A 17787-nucleotide genomic window follows, 5' to 3' on the forward strand; every position below is an offset into this window, starting at 1 on the left:
GTGGACAAAACGCTCACTGTCTGGAGCAGGGATTACAACAAAGTCAGATCCCATAGCAGTTGTGACCGGATGCCACCTGCCAGCTAAGCGGCCTTGCTTTGGCAGCGGGCAAACCGAAAAATAGTTGCCAATCAGTTCATTAGCGCATTTTAGCGAATATTGGCAAAACTGAGAGGTGTACCGAATTTGTACCTGAAAATTCCAATCTGACCGCAACCATCCCGGTTGTTTTATATGACTGGCTACACAAAACCGATTGCGGCTTTGGCATTTTCATTCAATGCGCACTCAGCACCAAGACTGGCAGGCATTTCAGTGGCGAATGAAACGGGACGGAAACTTACATGGACGCCTCCCGTATTGCAATAAAAAAAAGGAAGAGAAACACAGCAGTCGATGCAGCCTTACATTCGGCCTTTAACTGCAGCCGTATGTTGGCTGCTGATTCACGATGAAATACGCGGATATCCAGAGATAAATTAAAAAGGAAAGTATCTGTGTCTGCCTCGGATTACCCTAGCTGTTTAGTCCCGGCATTTGATGGATAGGGTTTAGAGTAAAACGATGTGGCTGAGTTGTCCAGATTTTGCAAATAAATTCATAAGGCGTAAGCCCTTTTAAAGACTTCAATCGGCGGGCGAAATTATACGCATTCATGAAATTCTGGAGATGGTTTTCAAACTGCTTGTGATCGTCATAATGATATCGATTGACAGTCGCTTGCTTGACCGTGCGGTTCATTCGTTCAACCTGGCCGTTGGTCCATGGATGCTTTACCTTGGTCAGTCGGTGCTCAATGCCGTTTTCCCTGCAAACACGCTCAAAAATATGCTCAAAGGCAAACCGATCCTTTTCTCTGTTGGTGAATTGAATCCCGTTATCCGTCAGGACAGTATGAATGGCATAAGGCAAAGCCTCCTGCAGGTTGCGTAAAAACTGTGCCGCCTGCATTTTTCCTGCTCGCTGGTGCAATTCCACATAGGCAAACTTGCTGGTTCGGTCTATTGCTGCAAACAGATAAAGCCGACCTTCAGCGGTTCGTACTTCGGCTATGTCGATAGGGAAGCAGCCAATAGGATAAGTCTTGAATTTCTTTGGCACTGGTTTGTCGCCCTGAACTTCTGGCAAGCGGGATATGCCATGACGCTGTAAACAGCGATGTAATGAAGATCGGCTCAGGTGAGCGATAGTGGGTTGCAGGGCATAAAGGCAATCATCAAGGGGAAACAGGGTATGCCGCCGGAAAGCCACAATAATGGCTTGCTCTTCTACGGACAATACAGTTGAAGAAGGATTTTTCGGGCCAGTGGGCAAATCCTTGACGGTTTCCCGCCTGCGCCATTTCGCCACTGTCTTGGGGTTGATGCCATAGCGCTTTGCTAACGCCCTCACGCTCTCTTGACTATTTTGTATTGCTCGACGCACTGCCTCTGTTGTTGTGGCGCTGCTGTGTAAAATCTGTCCCATAATATTTCCTTCCATTCAGATGACATGATTGTGCCATCAAAGGCCGGGACTAAACATCTAGTGCAACAAGCACTTGTGCTACGAAAGGAAAGAATTTTTGCTCCAGCTTTCATATCGCCGAAATAATCAGCATATCGCTTCGTCATACGATGATGTTCATTGATGGGTGCTGCAAGCAATTTTTATGCTGTTTATTCCTATTTTTGTAGGCACCGAGCAGGCACCAAACCATAGAACCAAAAACAAAAGGGGTTACGAATTAACGTAACCCCTTGATTTTATTGGTGGGCCCACCAGGACTTGAACCTGGGACCAACGGATTATGAGTCCGCTGCTCTAACCAACTGAGCTATAGGCCCCTTTTGGCTTATCAATTACTTTCCAGGAAGCTCTTGAGTTTATCCGAACGGGACGGGTGGCGCAATTTACGCAACGCCTTGGCTTCAATCTGGCGTATCCGCTCACGGGTCACGTCAAACTGCTTACCCACCTCTTCCAGCGTATGGTCTGTGGACATCTCAACCCCGAAACGCATGCGCAGCACCTTGGCTTCGCGGGGCGTCAGGGAATCCAGCACATCCTTGACTACATTGCGCATGGAAACATGCAGGGCGGCATCTGCCGGTGCAAGCGTATTGTTGTCCTCAATAAAGTCGCCCAGATGCGAATCATCATCGTCACCAATCGGCGTTTCCATGGAAATCGGCTCCTTGGCAATCTTCATGATCTTGCGGATTTTGTCTTCCGGCATTTCCATCTTCAGCGCCAGGGTTGCCGGATCTGGCTCGGAACCGGTTTCCTGCAGGATCTGACGGGAAATACGGTTCATCTTGTTGATGGTTTCAATCATGTGAACCGGAATCCGGATGGTGCGCGCCTGGTCTGCAATCGAACGGGTAATCGCCTGGCGAATCCACCACGTCGCATAGGTGGAAAATTTGTAGCCACGACGGTATTCAAACTTGTCGACTGCTTTCATCAGACCGATATTGCCTTCCTGGATCAGGTCCAGGAACTGCAAGCCACGGTTGGTATATTTTTTGGCAATCGAAATAACCAGACGCAAGTTGGCCTCCGTCATTTCCCGCTTGGCATTGCGCGCCCGCATCTCACCGGCTGTCATTTTCCGGTTGACATCACGCATATCGGAGAGCGGCATACCACTTTTTTCTTCAATCTCAATAAGCTTGCGCTGCAGCTCCTTGACCATCGGCACATTCCGGCCGAGAATCGCGCTGTAGGGATAGTCGGCGTTAACCTCTTCATCAACCCAGTCCAGATTGGTTTCATTGCCCGGGAAGGTCTTGATAAAGTGGGCACGGGGCACACCACAGCGATTGACAACGACATCCAGTATCTGCCGCTCGATCTGGCGAATCTCATCCATCTGGGCGCGCAAGGTATCAGCCAGCTTCTCAATAAATTTGGCGGTAAAACGCATCCCCAAAAGCTCATCGGAGATACATTCATGGGCTTCGATATAGCCCTTGGAATTGTAGGCATCGGCGGCCGTGGCCTTTTGCATCTGCGTGAAGCACTTGGCAATGACATCGAACCTGTCCAACACATGCTCTTTCAGTTTTTCGAGCTGCTCTGCAGAGAATCCACTGCTGCCACCGCTGCTGTTGCCTGAAGAGGTTTCTTCTTCTTCCTCATCCTCTTCCTCCTCGTCAGCGGCTTCCTCTTCTTCGGCTTCCTCGTCTTCGTCCTCATCTGCCGATGCACTCATGGCAGACGGCGAATTCGCCTCGTCATCTTCAGTAAGGCCATCGATAACATCATCAATTTTGACCTCGCCCAGACGGATTTTTTCTGCCTGCTCAAGAATTTCCGTAATGGTCGTCGGGCTGGAAGAAATCGCCTGGATCATGTCTTTCAGACCATCTTCAATCCGCTTGGCAATTTCAATTTCACCTTCGCGCGTCAGCAGTTCTACGGAACCCATTTCACGCATATACATACGGACAGGATCGGTTGTCCGGCCAAAATCCGAATCCACCGTGGAAAGTGCCGCTTCCGCTGCGGCTTCCGCCTCTTCGTCACTAGTGACATTGATGACATTATCTGTCAGCAGCAGGTCTTCCTCATCCGGGGCATGCTCGTATACCGAAATCCCCATGTCGTTGAAGGTATTGATAATGCCCTCAATGGCATCAGGATCAACAATATGCTCGGGAAGATGGTCGTTGATTTCAGCAAAGGTCAGGAAATTACGCTCCTTGCCAAGCTTGATCAGTGCAACCAGCCGCTCACGGCGGCGTTCGATTTCTTCTGCCGTTGCTTCTGAATCGCTGGAAAGCGCATCTTTCAGGAGCGCTTTTTCTTTTGCCCTTCTGTCTTTTGCCCGGGTCCTTTCAGCAGCCTTCATCTCGGCACGCTCAACCGCATTCAGTGCGACATCTTCATCACTCTCCGGCTGGTAGTCCTTGGGCTTTCTGCCCCGGCGGCCAGGCACTTTGACTTTCGGCAAAACGTAATTGGACGTGTCGATCTGTGCCAGTGCGCTGGCGTCAGTGGTGACAATCGTGCCTTTTTCAGCAGCCGCAGCGGCAGCCTCAGCCTGTTGCTGTATCAAGAGTGCTTTTGGCTTGCGGCCACGTTTCTTCTGTTCTGCCGCATCAGCCACGGCAGGCGCCCTGGCAACGGCCTCAACAACCTGTGCTTCTTTTTCAGATGCTTTTTTCCGGCCCCGGCGTTTTGGCGCATCAACAGCTGCCTCAATAACAGCCGTTTTTTTCTTTTTCAGGGAAACCGGCTCAGCCTTTGCTGGCGCTTTCGCCTTCGTTGTTTTTTGGGACTCAGCTTTCAGTTTCTTTACCTCAGCCTTTGGGTTGGCGATCACCTTGGATTTGGCTGCCGCTTTGGGCGGCACAGCCTTGGCCTTCGGTGTGGCTTTTACCGCGGCCTGTGGTACTGCTTTGGCTTTGGCCCTGGGTTCAGCCTTTACGGCTACCTTGACTGCCGCTTTGGGCTTGGTCTTTGCTTTTGCTGTCACGACAACGGTTTCCTCATGTTTTGGTCTTCCACGACCTTTTTTTGCAGCCTCAGCGGCTGTCTTGCTCTTAACCGGTTGCGATTTCTTTGATTTCTTCTTGTCGTCCACTGTCCGCCCCAGAATCAACTGATTGGTATACAGGGCATAAATATGCCCGCATGTAAAGCCTTAAATTATAACACAAATCAACTTGTTTTTTTGCTTATTATTGTGAAAAATCATGCCCTTAAGATACCCCCTTGTCTTCAATATTCTGCTGCTGCAAGACACGCTGTTCGTTTTGCAGATCCAGCACATACTGGCGGTTTTCAAGGGCTTTGCCTGACGCCATCAGGTCATTGAGCTCTTCCGTTATCAGGCGAATCCGGATCTGCCGCATAGACCCCTTCAATTGCTGCCGGGCCGCAGCCATATCAAAGTCGTGGCCATTCATCACTTCAGCAATCAGATGGTCATAATCCCTGCCTGACAGCCTGAAATACTCGGTCAATGCAGCAAAACTCACATTCTCCCCGAGAGCATGTGTCGCATTGACAATATCCGATAGCGTTTGAGCATCATCCGGATCAAATTGTTCAATGGCGCTTCTTTCCTCTTCTTCCAGCTCAGGCACCAGTTCCGGATACATGAGCAGAATACGGACCACCTGCCTGCCCAGACTGACTATCTGCGGGCGCGACTGGCGTTGCGGGGCACGCTGCTTTTTCACGGCCGGCTTTGCCAGCCCCAAAAGCGATTCCAGTTCGTCACCTGCGGTATGAGTCAGCTCACCAAGTTTTTTTACAATCTGCAATCGCAATGCTGAAGGCTGGATTGCCTGCAAAAGCGGTTTGGCAACATATTGTGCCCGCGCCCTGCCTTCGAGGGTGTTCAGGTCTCCCCCTTTGGTGATGACGTCAAACAGAAATTCGGAAAAGGGCACCGCATTTTTTATTTCTTTCTCAAAGGCTTCAGCACCGTATTCGCGTACAAAACTGTCCGGATCATGGTCTGACGGCAAAAAGAGGAAACGCACACCCTTGTTGTCCGTTACATAAGGCAGGCTGGCTTCCAGCGCCCTTCTTGCAGCGCTTTGCCCCGCCTTGTCGCCGTCAAACGCAAAAACAACCAGGTCTGTCTGACGCATCAGTTTTTGCACCTGAACCGGTGTACATGCCGTACCCAAGGTGGCAACCGCCTGGGGAAAACCCAGCTGTGCAAGCGCAACCACATCCATATACCCTTCCACTACCAGCACATAGCCCGCATCCCGGATATCCTGGCGTGCCTCGAAAAGACCATACAACTCATTGCCTTTCTGAAATAAGGGCGTCTCCGGGGAATTCAAGTACTTCGGTTCGCCTTTGCTGATCACGCGCGCGCCAAATCCGATGACCTGGCCTTTGGTATTTCTGATGGGAAACATGATCCTGTCCCGAAAGCGGTCATAGCGGGAATTGGCCGATGCCCCCCCCTCATTCGGGTCACGCTCGATGACCAGGCCGGATTCCTGCAACTCCTTTGCCGCGTAATCAGGGAAAAGCGTCCGCAGTCCGTCGCGTCCGTCCGGGGCATAACCCAGCCCGAAGCGTGCCGCAATTTCGCCGGAAACACCGCGTTTCTTCAGATAGGTAATCGCTTCTTCGGCCTGCCGTAACTGCTGGCGGTAAAAGCGCTCGGCCTGCGCCATGACTTCTCCCTGCACGACGCTGACAGCCTTTTTTTCCGTACGCTCTTCCGGGGTAAACCGCTGGTCATCATCCGGCACAATCATGCCGGCGCTGTTTGCCAGCTCCTGCACCGCCTCAACAAATCCCAATCCCGCATAATCCATGAGAAAACCGATGGCACTGCCGTTTTTGCCGCAGCCAAAGCAGTGATAGAACTGCTTGACCGGACTGACCGTAAAGCTGGGGGTTTTTTCTGTATGGAAGGGACAAAGGCCGAGCAGATTGGCGCCGGCCTTTTTCAATTGCACGTGTTTTTCCACCACACTGACAATATCAATGCGGTTCAAGAGGTCCTGGATGAATGACTGAGGGATCACGAATCAAAAATGTTTTGTCAAAAAACTATCTTCGATTATTTTAGCGTTCTTTTGCTCAGAATTTGGCCAGTGCGTTTTTAACCATGCCGGATACGGCTGACATATCAGCCCTGCCAGCCAGCCTGGTTTTCAGCACGGCCATCACCTTGCCCATATCCTGGGGCCCAGCTGCACCAGCAACAGCAGCACTGACTTCCTTTTCAATTTCTTCAGGACTGAGTGCCGCAGGCATATAGGCGGAAAGGACTTCAAGCTCGGCTTTTTCCTGGTCGGCCAGATCCTGGCGGCCACCCGCTTCAAACTGGGAAATGGAGTCACGGCGCTGCTTGATCATTTTTTCAATAATGCCGAGCACATCGGTGTCCGTCAGATCCTTGCGGTCATCGACTTCTTTTTGCTTCATGGCGGCTGTCAGCATACGAATCGTGCCCAGTCTTGCGCTGTCCTTGGCACGCATGGCGTTTTTCATATCCTCAACAATCTGTTCTTTCAGGCTCATGTGGCCTCCTCCCGACGTTTATGAAACACAAAAACCCGCCGCGGATTATCCGGAGCGGGTCTGCATCAGGTATGCCCGATCTGCCTCGCAGGGCAGAATCAATACATTTTCTTGGGCAGTTGCTGACTACGAATTCGCTTGTAGTGGCGTTTGACAGCCGCAGCGTGTTTTCTTTTACGCTCTGAAGTCGGCTTCTCGTAAAATTCGCGCGCACGCAATTCTGTCAGAAGGCCGGTTTTCTCGATGGTACGCTTGAAGCGGCGCATGGCGACTTCAAATGGTTCGTTTTCTTTAATGCGAATAGTTGTCATGAAATAATCAGGTTTATCTAATTTACTGAAAAGATTACTATCGTAACAAATAATTTTACTTATTGGAAGCCTCTTTTTTCAAATAGGCCTCCAGGCAGAAAAAATATCGGTTATCGGGGTATTTCGGCTACAGGCAGGTCATTCTTCCATCAGTGCGCGAACGTGCGCGGCAGAGCCTGTTGCCAGGCCATCAAGGCTATAGCCTCCCTCAAGAATGGAAACGACTTTGCCTTCACCAAATTCATCTGCGATTTTTACCAGCTCTTTCGTAATCCAGTAAAAATCATCATCCGTGAAATTCAGACCACCCAGCGGGTCTTTCTGGTGGGAGTCAAAACCGGCAGAAATAATCAGCAGGGACGGCTTGAAACGGCGCAGCGCCTGCAGCATCTCGGCCTCCATCCTTGAACGGAAGGTGGCTGAATTGCAGCCGCGGGACAAGAGTACATTGACAATGTTATTGTCTATGCCGGTCTCATACTTGGCGCCCGTTCCGGGATAGAAAGGCGACTGGTGGCATGAGCCGTAAAAAATATTCGGCTTGTAGTAAAACGCATCCTGTGTGCCATTGCCATGATGGACATCGATATCCACAATGGCGACTTTCGGCACCTTGTGCGTGTCGATCGCATAGGCTGCTGCGATGGCTGCCTGATTGAAAACGCAAAAACCCATCGCCCGGTCAGGCTCCGCATGATGGCCGCACGGACGCGTCGCACAGAAAATCCGCTTGACCTCCCCTTTCACGACATCATCCACCCCGGCACAGGCCGCGCCAACACAGGCCATCACGGCATTCCACGTCCCCGGCGACATAACGGTATCTCCGCCATCCAGGGGCACATAGCCTGATTTGGGGCGAATACGCTCCACGCGATCAACAAATTCAGGGGTGTGCACCAAAAGCAGCTGCTCATGCGTTCCCAAAGGCGCATCTTTCCAGGGAATTCCCTTGAATTCGGGCGCACGCAATGCGCGACGCACGGCAGTCAGGCGCTCCGGTGATTCCGGGTGGCTTGGGCCGGGACGATGTTCAAGGCAATAATCCGATGTATATATTTGAAGCGTCTTCATGAGGCATTTTTACGGGTAAAGGCAGCCGGACGGCCACACAGGGATTTAAAAAGTTGCGCTGTCGCACTATTACTGCAACGATTTTACATCATCAGCGGGAATTCTGTGGAAAGCAGGAAAAGCAAGGGATGGCGCGGCCACCCCTCCTGCTAAAACCACATTGATCTGTCAGGTGTAATTTTGCGTGACAAAATCCCAGTTCACCACCTGCCAGAATGCTTCAACGAATTTGGCACGGGCATTGCGATAGTCGATATAGTACGCATGCTCCCATACATCGCAGGTCAGCAGTGGCTTGTCAGAACCCGTCAACGGGGTGGCAGCATTGGAGGTATTCACAATATCCAGGGTGCCATCGCTTCTTTTGACCAGCCAGGTCCACCCGGAACCAAAATTGCCGACACAGTTTTTGGTGAATTCATCCCTGAAACTGTCATATGAACCCCACTTTTTACTGATGGCATCAGCTAGCGCACCCGATGGCGTACCCCCACCTTTTGGCTTCATGCACTGCCAGAAAAACGTGTGATTCCATACCTGTGCCGCATTGTTGAAGATACCACCGGATGATTTTTTGACGATATCTTCCAGCGAGGCATTCTCAAATTCCGTGCCTTTGATCTGGTTGTTCAGATTGGTGACATAAGCCTGATGATGTTTCCCATAGTGATATTCCAGTGTCTCCTGGGAGATATGGGGCTGCAGGCCATCCATTGGATATGGCAGGGGAGGCAATTTATGTTCCATAAGGTTTCCTTTCCTTGAGAGAGAGCCACACAATGTGAAAATTTATTATAAGGGCTGGCAGCAAATACTGCAGCGTACGCTGGTATTTTTTATACCCGTCAGATTTTCTGCCATTTTCCTCATCAGGATATCTTTTTATAATGAAACAGTTATGACTCATATTCAATGTCATCCGCTTTTATACCCTTATTGATAAAAAACATGAGCTGGCTCCGAAACCCTTTTATGGCAAAGAAATTTGCCAACCGGCATGATGCGGCGCTGCAAATGGCAGAAAAGCTGTCATCTTATCGCGGAAAAAACCCGCTTGTCCTCGCCATACCCCGGGGGGCTGTTCCCATGGGAGAAATACTGGCAGAAAAACTGGAAGGGGAACTGGATGTCGTCCTGGTCCGGAAAATCGGCGCGCCCGGCAACCCTGAGTACGCTATTGGCGCTGTGGACGAAAACGGCTGGACTTATATGACAGAAGAACCCACCCGGCTTGAGCCGATTGCTGCCTACATAGAAAAAGAAAAGGAGCGGCAGCAGGCGATCTGTCAGGAACGCCGCCGCCAGTATACGCCTATCAGACCACCAGCAAACCCGGCAGGACGAACGGTGATCATCATTGATGATGGACTTGCAACAGGCGCTACCATGATCGCGGCCCTGCGTTCCATCCGGGCACAGCAGCCAGCCGAACTGATTTGCGCTGTACCCGTTGGCCACCACGAAAGTATCAGGCTTGTGGAAAATTTTGCCGATGCGGTCTCCTGTGTACTGATACCACCGGATTTTCGCGCGGTCGGGCAGTTTTATCATGATTTTTCACAGGTAGATGACCAGGAGGTGGAAGAAATACTGATGCGAAGAAAATCCCTTATCTGATGTGCTTGCGGGTAATATAAATGGTATTGCCCTCTCAAACCCGCTCCTGATTTTTCATGCCTTATAAAGAAAGATACTGTTATGGAAAAACTGCTCGCCCTCTTTTGTCTTGTTTTTTCGGCCACACTGCTTCATGCGGCGGACCTTCTCACCTCAGACAAGCCCTATACGGACAACGGGCAGATCCAGATCGAAAAAAAGAAAGATTCTGATGAAGAAACCAGAATTGAAAGGGGAAAAATCAATGGTATTTCTTATGTGATTTATTACGCCGATGGCCAGGCTGCTTTCGGCAATGCATCTGACCCCGCAGACAACTGGACGGTATCCTGTAAAAAATACGGCTCGATCAATGATGTCCACTGCCCGATCCGCAAGAAAGGATTGTCTGTTTATCTCTATGCCAGCGGGGATAATGGCGTGAGCATCGGGCCCAACCTTTACCCGAAATCATCCACAAGCATCACGATTGATGGAGAAAAACCGCTCTCAACCAAACAGGGGGAAAAAGGCGTCTTTGACAAGGAGACCGGGCTGACAATCATTGAAAAGCTCAATGCATCATCCAGGGTCAGCATCCGCTACGCACAATGGCCGAATAAAAAACCATTTGATGAAGTCATTGATATGCAGGGCTATGATGAGGCTGTTGCCTATGCACGATGGGCGATGACGCACCTGAAAGAAGGGAAACATTTTTGAGGAGAAAAAATGTGCAGATCCTCCTTTAAGCAGGAGTCTGTTGTTTTTCTGAACAAACCGGTTGATTAAAAATGTGCGAATGACATTTTCGTGCTAGGATGCACGTACATTATTTTCAAGCACCAGATTTAAGTACCATCGTTGTTCTATTTCAAGCAGTACTTTGATAGTTCCTTTAGTCTTTCTTGATTATTTTGCATGACGGGCATTTGCTCTAGTTTTATATTTTTAAAAGGAATTTCAAATGGAAACAGGTACTGTTAAATGGTTCAATGAATCAAAAGGTTTCGGCTTTATCACACCGGACGACAACGGCAAAGATTTGTTTGCGCATTTTTCCCACATTGAAGGCGCGGGTTTCAAAACCCTTGCTGAGGGTCAGAAAGTGCGTTTCGTGTCAGCCATGGGTCAAAAAGGCCCCCAGGCCACCAACATTCAGCCGATGTAATCTCGACCTGATTACGAAAAAAGCCCCGGATTCCGGGGCTTTTTTATTCCTGATTCAGTCATCAACAACACTTGCTCCTCTCACTCCAGCATCTCATCTGCCACGGGGTATTTGACGACAACCCGATTGGCATAAAGCGGTTTTGAATTGATGAGCCGGGGGGCGTGCCCCTTGGTATGCGTATCACACCAGATCTTGTTTTTACGGAATGTGCGCCCCTTTTCCCGCAGGAAGCGATGTTTTTTCTGAAAGACGTGATACCTCACATCCCATTCCTCGCTGCACCGCAGCCCCCCTCCAGCTGATGCTCGCCAACCCGACATAATATCTGGAAAGTCCTGTCGTTCGGATTGTGCAGGACAAGATCAATGAAATTGTAAAAAATGGCAGCACCAGAACCGAAAGGTAATGCCCTGCTATCATCCGGAAAAGGATCAAAACTGTGATTGGCGCGTTCAACCACTGTAAGCGGAGAATGCAGAGCCATCCAGTGAATCAGATTGCTGAGCTGGCAGATACCCCCGCCAATACCTGAACGCGCTTCACCGAAAGACAACTCCATCCCTTCCATAAATCCGCGTTTTTTAGTTGGTTTTCCCACCAGACGGCAAAACGAAAAATACTCGCCCGGCCGGATCAATACACCATGAATACATTGCGTGGCGATGTGTAAATTAACCACCTTGTTATGCTGGAGCGCCAGATCACTGTCACCCAGATTCCTGATGAGTTTGGAGGTATGCCTGATATCCCGGAAAGGCAAAGACTCTTCCGGTTTCAATACGAGGCTGTACCGACGTGAAGAAAAACGCCAGGCCACATGTCGGAACACCCTTCGCTGGGCGACGCGCAGGGCATACAGGAAAGGATGATAAAGGGAAAGTGGTTTTCGCATAGCCGTACAGCAACGCTGTCATCTGTGAAGGCAAGTGCATACTCTACAGGACTTTATCAAATATTGCTGAAGGGGGTATTGTGGGGACTCAATCGAATAACGCGCTGAAAGGCGCATGAATTATTAACTTGCTCATATTCAATTTTCTCGAATGCCCCGAAAAATGCCCCTATGCATTCCTTCTCTATCACTTCCAGCGGAGTGATTCTATTCCTGCTATTCCATCCCCAGACGAAATTTATCCATGAGTGCATTGCGTGACAGTCCCTGCTCCTTCATGGCATTTTCAGCCCTTGCCTTCCACTCTTTGGCTTTTGCCTTGTCCACCGGCTGCCCCAACTTGCCGTATTCATAGACTTCATACAGGCGGTACATCGACTTGGCATGATCTTTGGCTGCCGCTTTATGGTACCAGTCGATCGCGGCTTTTGGGTCCTTTTCCACGCCGATGCCATAATCGAAATCGCGGCCCAGCATATACATGCCCACGGCACTGCCGTTGGTTGCCGCTTTTGTACGCAGTTCATGGGCTTTCTTCGAGTCTTTTTCCACACCCCAGCCGTTTGAATACAGGTCTGCCATGCGATCCAGACAGCAATCGTTGTTGGGATTGCCCTTCAGGCAGTATTCCAGGAGGACACGTGCATTGTGATAATTCTTCTTGATAGTGGTGGGATGCGTGAATATGCCAGCGGCATTACACTGGCCAATCAGATCTCCTTTCTCGGCCGCCTTCACGTACCATTCAGCGGCTTTAAATTCATCCTTTTCTACACCTGTACCATCATCATACATATTGCCGAGGGCTGTCATGGCTTTTTCATTTCCCTTCTCTGCCGCCCTGCTGAACCATTTGAATGCCTGCTGGTAATCCCGCTTAACACCTTTGCCTTGTTTATACATCTGTCCCAAGTTGTATTGCCCGAACATGTTTCCCTGTTCTGCTGATTTCCTGAACCATTCAGCAGATTTTTTTTCATCCATGAACCCCGGTTTCATGTATGCATTTCCTATCCGGTTCTGAACGAGGGGGTCCTCACGGTATTCAGGCTTCAGGTAGATCTGCAATGCCTCCTTGATTTTTCCCTGTTCATAGAGCTTATCTGCAGTATCTTTGTCATTTGCATTGGCCAAACAGGCGATGCCGCACAGACATAAAAGAAGGAACGATTTCAGAATGGTTTTCATGCGAATCCTTTTTATGGTTCGGGATAAGCCGAAGCTTATCCCGAAAAACCACGGATGGGAACGGTTAAACGCCATTTTTGCCCAAGCTGTTTTTATGGCTGTATGTGATGGATTATTATTCAATCCTGTCAAGCGTGCCCTTGGGTACAACGTTAACCAAACGACCTGTCGTATTTGCTTCCTGAAGCTCAGTCTGCTCAGTACGTTGACGGTAGTCAGCCGTCATCAGGTTGAACATCTTCGCCTTCACTTCCTTGCTCATGACACTGTTGGCAAAGAGCAGTGCCTGCCGCGACAGGGTTGGCAAATGGCTTGAGAGCAGGTTTACGTATTTGTCCCAGCCGATGTCTGCTGTGGCAAGCGCACCTTCTCCCAGGATGGAACCCACCATGTCGTCTGACTTGTTGTAAAACTTCGCCATGCCGACAACGGTACCAAAAAACTGGTTGGGAACCGCTCCGCCCGGTCCCTTGATTGCTTCAACCCCATAACTGAAAAGGTGACTTCCCAAAAAAGACTCCCGGAAGTACCTGCCACCCATCTCAATGAACTTGTCAGGGTCCTTTTTCCAGTCGAGTTTGGTGAAGTCCATGATTTCGGGCAGATCGATGTTCTTGAGGTATCTCCTTTCGCTGTTGATCCATTGCTGCAGGCCTTTAGTGTCCAGGTATTTGCCATTGGGATCGATGAGCTTGTTGCCCATGAGGCGCACTTCCTGGAGTGAGATGCGGATTTCTCGCAGGCTTTTTTCAAAGCCGTTGTGGGCTGTACTGTTGGAATTGGCCATGGTGTCACCATGCTGCCAGGTATCCCCGCCATGAACTGCGGACATCACATCTTCTATATTTACAGGGTTGCTGTAAGCGGTTTCATTCGCCTCGGTTTTTCCCTGATGGATGGCATCGGTGGCTTTGATGTAGTTGTCTTTGGTGTAGGTATCACCAACAGCTTTTGTCACAGCCCTGGTCACCTTTCCGGCATTTTCCACGGAATCCAGTTCAGCCGAGTTTACCGGCTGCTTGTTTTTGACGGCATTGACGACTTTTCTGGCAACCGGCTCCGCAACCTCTATTCTCGCCTTGTCGCTGGCGGCCTGTAACAGCTCGCCCACCGCTTCGTAGGGATACTGGCTGGGGCTCGTTTCGGCTTTTTTGAAAGGCGCTGGAGCCGCTTCCGGCGTTATTACGGGCTGGGATGATACTGGTGACGTGACGGCTGCCGGTGTGGGTTGTGCCGGCTTGTATGCGGCGCTGTTAAGAGGACTGTCTTTCAGGTTGGACTGCCGCTGCTCGGTAACTGCCTGTTGGATCTTGAAAGCATCCATGAGTTGATCAAGTGGATCGTTCAGGTTCGATGCGGAAGTTGGGACGCCATAGTCAAAGCCGGATGAAGTCCCGGTACCCGCCTTGAACGGATCGACAAAAGTTTGTTTGAAAGGGTTCGGTGTCGCAGACGGCTTGAATGCAACCGACTGGATTATGGGTGCTTCTGGCACAGGCGTGACTGCCGGTGCTTCCGGTTTTTGGGGGTAGGTGCCGTCTTCCCACAGTTCCGGCATTTTGAGAAAAGCCCTGCCAGCAGGAGTTTCGTCATAGTCCTCCCACGACAGGAGGTCATTTCGGTTTTTGCTAAACATGTTTATCCTTTATTGGTGGTTAATGATTCGGGACATGAGGTCCACGGGATAAGCACAATATAAGCTGGCGGGCAACCCCTAATGGCTGTTTGTTCGAATGTTTGTCGTGTTGTCCTGAAAGCAAGGCGGGGCGTGAGGTTTGCCTGAGAGGTACACGCCAGATTTTCGAGAAAAATGAGAAAAAAGCCAAGGCCATCATGAACTCATGAGCGGCCTTGGCGTTCTGATGGAAGGTTAAGACAAGGAACAACTTACTGATTTCTAGATTCAGAACCAGTCTCTTGCCGTGAGCGGATGAAATCGTGGATATCAGCCCATAACCACCCTACTGCGCGAGGGCCCAGACGAATCGACCTGGGGAATATTCCCGCATTCATCCAGAAATAAATCGTGCTTCTGGATAATCCGGTCTCCTTACGGACATCAGGCAATCTCAGAATATGCCCGGGATATTTTTGGTGTGCCATAACAAATTCTTTCATTTGAAAAATGGAAAAATTCCCTCTTGTGCCGAAAACCTGAAGGGGCTGGGGGTGGCTTTCATTTAAAGCCGATTTCTGGAAAAACGGAATGTAACGACACTTCAATGCCAATGGCTGATTGCATAATGAGGTAATCCCCCCACTGATTAGTTTGAATTGGAAGTAGAATTTTCTTATGAAGGAGGTTCTACATGAAGAAGTCGAGATTTACCGATAGCCAGATCATGGCGATATTAAAGCAGGCCGAATCCGGGATTCCCGTACCGGAGTTATGCCGGGAACATGGGATGAGTTCAGCAGCGTTTTACAAATGGCGAGCCAAATATGGCGGCATGGACACTGCCATGATAACCAGGATGAAAGAACTCGAAGCTGAAAATACCCGTCTCAAGAAGATGTACGCTGAAGAGCGCATCAAAGCCGAGATACTCAAAGAAGCCATCGAAAAAAAGTGGTAAGGCCATCTCAACGGCGGGAGATGGCCAGGCGAGCCGTTGCCGACAAGAGGATATCCATCCGTCTGTCCTGCGAGACATTCGGGGTCAGTCAAACTTGTTACCGGTATGAAGCCAGTGGAAATACTGCAAACGAACAGATTGCCCAATGGCTGATGCGACTGACAGACAACAATCGCAACTGGGGATTTGGCCTGTGTTATCTGCACCTGCGCAACGTCAAAGGATTTGGCTGGAACCACAAACGCGTCTATCGCATTTATCGTGAACTTGAATTAAACCTTCGTATCCGTTCCAAAAAGCGCATGACACGGGAAAAGCCGGAAATCCTGAGTGTTCCCCAAAAGAGCAACCAGGTCTGGTCAATGGATTTCATGCATGACCAACTGGAAGATGGCAGAAGCTTTCGGTTATTGAACCTCATTGATGATTTTAACCGGGAAGCCCTGGGTGTCGAAGCCGACTTCTCCATGCCATCAGAAAGGGTTATTCGCTGTCTGGAACAAATCATTTCATGGCGGGGGCATCCTCAAGTGATCCGTTGCGATAACGGCCCGGAATACGTCAGCGCCACATTGCAGAATGGGGCACATAAAAGAGGCATCCGAATCGAGTATATCCCGCCGGGGAAACCCCAACAAAATGCTTATGTGGAGCGCTTTAACCGGACAGTGCGATATGAATGGCTGGCTCAATATCTGTTTACCTCAATTGCAGAGGTACAGGATTTCGCTACCCGATGGGTCTGGCATTATAATCATGAACGCCCAAACATGGCCTTGGGCGGCATCACACCTAAACAGCGGTTGGCCATGGCCGCATGACCCTACTTCCGATCCACCCTAAAAAGGGGGGGATTACCATGCCTCATTAAAGAAATTCACGAAAAATGACACACTCATTACAGAATTTTTGTAATGGATATTTGCTTCGCATGAATTCGCCTCCAAAAGCGCATGTTTACTGCGAATCCCGGACTTTACTGGACGTTATTGGAAGATAAGATGGAGGCTGGGGACGGAATCGAACCGACGTAAACGGCTTTGCAGGCCGCGGCATAACCACTTTGCTACCCAGCCTTTGGGATTCTTCTGGAGCGGGAGAAGGGTCTCGAACCCTCGACCTCAACCTTGGCAAGGTTGCGCTCTACCAACTGAGCTACTCCCGCATTCTGAGATGGTTTTCACCGGAAGGTATCCGGCTTGAACCAGTTTCAAACACTAAAAAGGCTTTTGAAGAACTGGAGCGGGAGAAGGGTCTCGAACCCTCGACCTCAACCTTGGCAAGGTTGCGCTCTACCAACTGAGCTACTCCCGCAACAACAAAGATGAGCATTTTAGCATCTGGCCTTTACTTGTCAAGGCCACTTAACACGATCATCCTCTCTCTTTTATTAAAGGCCATGCTTTCTTGAGGTAATACAGCATGGACCAGACAGTCAGTGTCGCCGCGAGGATCATGAGCCAGTTGCCAATGATCCGGGTATCGAGGAAATTGAACAGCATGTCGTAATACAGCAGCATGGGAATGGCAAACATCTGTGCCGTAGTCTTGATTTTACCGACAGAACTCACGGCAACCGACTGGCCTTCACCAATCCCTGCCATCCACTCACGCAGTGCCGAAATGGCGATTTCGCGGCCAATAATGATGAAACCCAAAATGGCATGAACCCGTCCCAACTGCACCAGGACCAGAAGCGCACCAGCCACCATCAGCTTGTCTGCAACCGGATCAAGAAAAGCGCCAAAAGAAGATGTCTGGTTCCACTTCCTGGCAAGATAGCCGTCAAACCAGTCGGTGATGGAAGCGATGATAAAAATGATGCCGGCACTGAAATTTATTGTCCAGGGCGAAAGCCATCCATCCGGCAGGTAGAAAATACCCACCACGAGCGGGATCATTGCCACACGCAGCCATGTCAGAAAGATGGGGACGTTAAATGGTATCGACCGTTTTTTTTCAATGTCACAAACACTTTGCATTTTTACT

The 17787-nt window shown here is 49.9% G+C and carries 18 protein-coding genes and 4 tRNA genes; 5 read left to right on the top strand and 17 right to left on the bottom strand.

All coding sequences use genetic code 11. From position 1 onward, the window contains the following. A complete protein-coding gene (locus NB640_RS13020) occupies positions 1–87 on the top strand; it encodes an integrase core domain-containing protein (protein ID WP_408637955.1) in 87 nt (28 codons plus the stop codon). A gap of 429 nt (positions 88–516) precedes the next feature. On the opposite strand, the gene NB640_RS03705 is transcribed toward NB640_RS13020, so the two are convergent. The 8 genes from NB640_RS03705 to NB640_RS03740 form a co-directional block, all read right to left on the bottom strand. Next, entirely contained in the window at positions 517–1467 is a 951-nt protein-coding gene (locus NB640_RS03705; protein ID WP_269309820.1) for an IS481 family transposase, read from the bottom strand. A 282-nt stretch (positions 1468–1749) separates the two neighbouring features. Continuing rightward, positions 1750–1826, bottom strand: a tRNA-Ile gene (locus tag NB640_RS03710). Between the two features lie 11 nt (positions 1827–1837). Then, positions 1838–4093 carry an RNA polymerase sigma factor RpoD gene (rpoD, locus tag NB640_RS03715; RefSeq protein WP_408637956.1) on the bottom strand — a complete coding sequence of 752 codons (2256 nt, stop codon included), beginning with the start codon at positions 4091–4093 and terminating at the stop codon, positions 1838–1840. A 595-nt stretch (positions 4094–4688) separates the two neighbouring features. Beyond that, positions 4689–6488 (bottom strand): DNA primase, encoded by a 1800-nt coding sequence (gene dnaG, locus NB640_RS03720; RefSeq protein WP_269309821.1) that lies wholly within the window; start codon positions 6486–6488, stop codon positions 4689–4691. A gap of 55 nt (positions 6489–6543) precedes the next feature. Then, positions 6544–6987, bottom strand: a complete 444-nt coding sequence (locus tag NB640_RS03725; RefSeq protein WP_269309822.1) for a GatB/YqeY domain-containing protein — start codon at positions 6985–6987, stop codon at positions 6544–6546. 98 nt (positions 6988–7085) lie between these two features. Beyond that, a complete protein-coding gene (rpsU, locus tag NB640_RS03730) occupies positions 7086–7298 on the bottom strand; it encodes a 30S ribosomal protein S21 (protein WP_269309823.1) in 213 nt (70 codons plus the stop codon). Positions 7299–7436: 138 nt separating this feature from the next. Then, positions 7437–8372, bottom strand: coding sequence for a histone deacetylase family protein (locus tag NB640_RS03735; protein ID WP_269309824.1), 936 nt, complete (start codon positions 8370–8372; stop codon positions 7437–7439). Positions 8373–8540: 168 nt separating this feature from the next. After that, the gene (locus tag NB640_RS03740; RefSeq protein WP_269309825.1) at positions 8541–9119 is read right to left on the bottom strand and encodes a superoxide dismutase; all 579 of its coding nucleotides are present in this window, start codon (positions 9117–9119) and stop codon (positions 8541–8543) included. Between the two features lie 225 nt (positions 9120–9344). Here NB640_RS03740 and NB640_RS03745 point away from each other — a divergent pair, with 225 nt between their 5' ends. The 3 genes from NB640_RS03745 to NB640_RS03755 all read left to right on the top strand — a co-directional run bounded on the left by NB640_RS03745 (position 9345) and on the right by NB640_RS03755 (position 11139). Continuing rightward, the gene (locus NB640_RS03745; RefSeq protein ID WP_269309826.1) at positions 9345–9989 is read left to right on the top strand and encodes a phosphoribosyltransferase; all 645 of its coding nucleotides are present in this window, start codon (positions 9345–9347) and stop codon (positions 9987–9989) included. Positions 9990–10070: 81 nt separating this feature from the next. Next, entirely contained in the window at positions 10071–10691 is a 621-nt protein-coding gene (locus tag NB640_RS03750; RefSeq protein WP_269309827.1) for a hypothetical protein, read from the top strand. Positions 10692–10935: 244 nt separating this feature from the next. Further along, positions 10936–11139 carry a cold-shock protein gene (locus NB640_RS03755; protein WP_269309828.1) on the top strand — a complete coding sequence of 68 codons (204 nt, stop codon included), beginning with the start codon at positions 10936–10938 and terminating at the stop codon, positions 11137–11139. Between the two features lie 80 nt (positions 11140–11219). Here the strand turns inward: NB640_RS03755 and NB640_RS03760 are convergent, their stop codons facing one another. The 5 genes from NB640_RS03760 to NB640_RS03780 all read right to left on the bottom strand — a co-directional run bounded on the left by NB640_RS03760 (position 11220) and on the right by NB640_RS03780 (position 15340). Continuing rightward, a complete protein-coding gene (locus tag NB640_RS03760; protein ID WP_269309829.1) occupies positions 11220–11405 on the bottom strand; it encodes a hypothetical protein in 186 nt (61 codons plus the stop codon). Next, positions 11402–12034: a VanW family protein gene (locus tag NB640_RS03765; protein WP_269309831.1), complete on the bottom strand. Its 633-nt coding sequence runs from the start codon at positions 12032–12034 to the stop codon at positions 11402–11404. The genes NB640_RS03760 and NB640_RS03765 overlap by 4 nt, the downstream gene beginning before the upstream one ends. Positions 12035–12250: 216 nt before the next feature. Continuing rightward, on the bottom strand, positions 12251–13222 hold the full coding sequence (locus NB640_RS03770) for a tetratricopeptide repeat protein (protein WP_269309832.1): 972 nt from the start codon (positions 13220–13222) through the stop codon (positions 12251–12253). A 115-nt stretch (positions 13223–13337) separates the two neighbouring features. After that, entirely contained in the window at positions 13338–14858 is a 1521-nt protein-coding gene (locus NB640_RS03775) for a hypothetical protein (RefSeq protein ID WP_269309834.1), read from the bottom strand. Between the two features lie 251 nt (positions 14859–15109). Next, entirely contained in the window at positions 15110–15340 is a 231-nt protein-coding gene (locus tag NB640_RS03780) for a helix-turn-helix transcriptional regulator (protein ID WP_332880236.1), read from the bottom strand. A gap of 191 nt (positions 15341–15531) precedes the next feature. Between NB640_RS03780 and NB640_RS03785 the strand changes: the two genes are divergently transcribed. Then, positions 15532–16619, top strand: a protein-coding gene (locus tag NB640_RS03785) for an IS3 family transposase (protein ID WP_269309838.1) whose coding sequence is annotated in 2 segments (ribosomal slippage) — positions 15532–15784 and positions 15784–16619 — 1089 coding nt in all. Because the reading frame shifts where the segments join, the coding sequence is not laid out codon by codon here. A 181-nt stretch (positions 16620–16800) separates the two neighbouring features. On the opposite strand, the gene NB640_RS03790 is transcribed toward NB640_RS03785, so the two are convergent. The 4 genes from NB640_RS03790 to pgsA form a co-directional block, all read right to left on the bottom strand. Beyond that, positions 16801–16874: transfer RNA gene (locus NB640_RS03790), tRNA-Cys, on the bottom strand. 13 nt (positions 16875–16887) lie between these two features. Continuing rightward, positions 16888–16963: transfer RNA gene (locus NB640_RS03795), tRNA-Gly, on the bottom strand. A 73-nt stretch (positions 16964–17036) separates the two neighbouring features. Next, positions 17037–17112: transfer RNA gene (locus NB640_RS03800), tRNA-Gly, on the bottom strand. 59 nt (positions 17113–17171) lie between these two features. Further along, positions 17172–17744, bottom strand: coding sequence for a CDP-diacylglycerol--glycerol-3-phosphate 3-phosphatidyltransferase (pgsA, locus tag NB640_RS03805; RefSeq protein ID WP_269310385.1), 573 nt, complete (start codon positions 17742–17744; stop codon positions 17172–17174). Positions 17745–17787 lie beyond the last annotated feature (43 nt).

Source organism: Oxalobacter vibrioformis, assembly GCF_027118995.1.
In the GTDB taxonomy this organism is placed as follows: domain Bacteria; phylum Pseudomonadota; class Gammaproteobacteria; order Burkholderiales; family Burkholderiaceae_D; genus Oxalobacter; species Oxalobacter vibrioformis.

Coding starts and splice junctions, on each gene's coding strand:
- rpsU (WP_269309823.1), bottom strand. CDS start 7,298: ATGACAACTATTCGCATTAAAGAAAACGAACCATTTGAAGTCGCCATG.
- NB640_RS03765 (WP_269309831.1), bottom strand. CDS start 12,034: ATGCGAAAACCACTTTCCCTTTATCATCCTTTCCTGTATGCCCTGCGC.
- NB640_RS03740 (WP_269309825.1), bottom strand. CDS start 9,119: ATGGAACATAAATTGCCTCCCCTGCCATATCCAATGGATGGCCTGCAG.
- NB640_RS03705 (WP_269309820.1), bottom strand. CDS start 1,467: ATGGGACAGATTTTACACAGCAGCGCCACAACAACAGAGGCAGTGCGT.
- NB640_RS03775 (WP_269309834.1), bottom strand. CDS start 14,858: ATGTTTAGCAAAAACCGAAATGACCTCCTGTCGTGGGAGGACTATGAC.
- NB640_RS03745 (WP_269309826.1), top strand. CDS start 9,345: ATGGCAAAGAAATTTGCCAACCGGCATGATGCGGCGCTGCAAATGGCA.
- NB640_RS03780 (WP_332880236.1), bottom strand. CDS start 15,340: ATGAAAGAATTTGTTATGGCACACCAAAAATATCCCGGGCATATTCTG.
- NB640_RS03750 (WP_269309827.1), top strand. CDS start 10,071: ATGGAAAAACTGCTCGCCCTCTTTTGTCTTGTTTTTTCGGCCACACTG.
- NB640_RS03725 (WP_269309822.1), bottom strand. CDS start 6,987: ATGAGCCTGAAAGAACAGATTGTTGAGGATATGAAAAACGCCATGCGT.
- NB640_RS03755 (WP_269309828.1), top strand. CDS start 10,936: ATGGAAACAGGTACTGTTAAATGGTTCAATGAATCAAAAGGTTTCGGC.
- NB640_RS03735 (WP_269309824.1), bottom strand. CDS start 8,372: ATGAAGACGCTTCAAATATATACATCGGATTATTGCCTTGAACATCGT.
- NB640_RS03770 (WP_269309832.1), bottom strand. CDS start 13,222: ATGAAAACCATTCTGAAATCGTTCCTTCTTTTATGTCTGTGCGGCATC.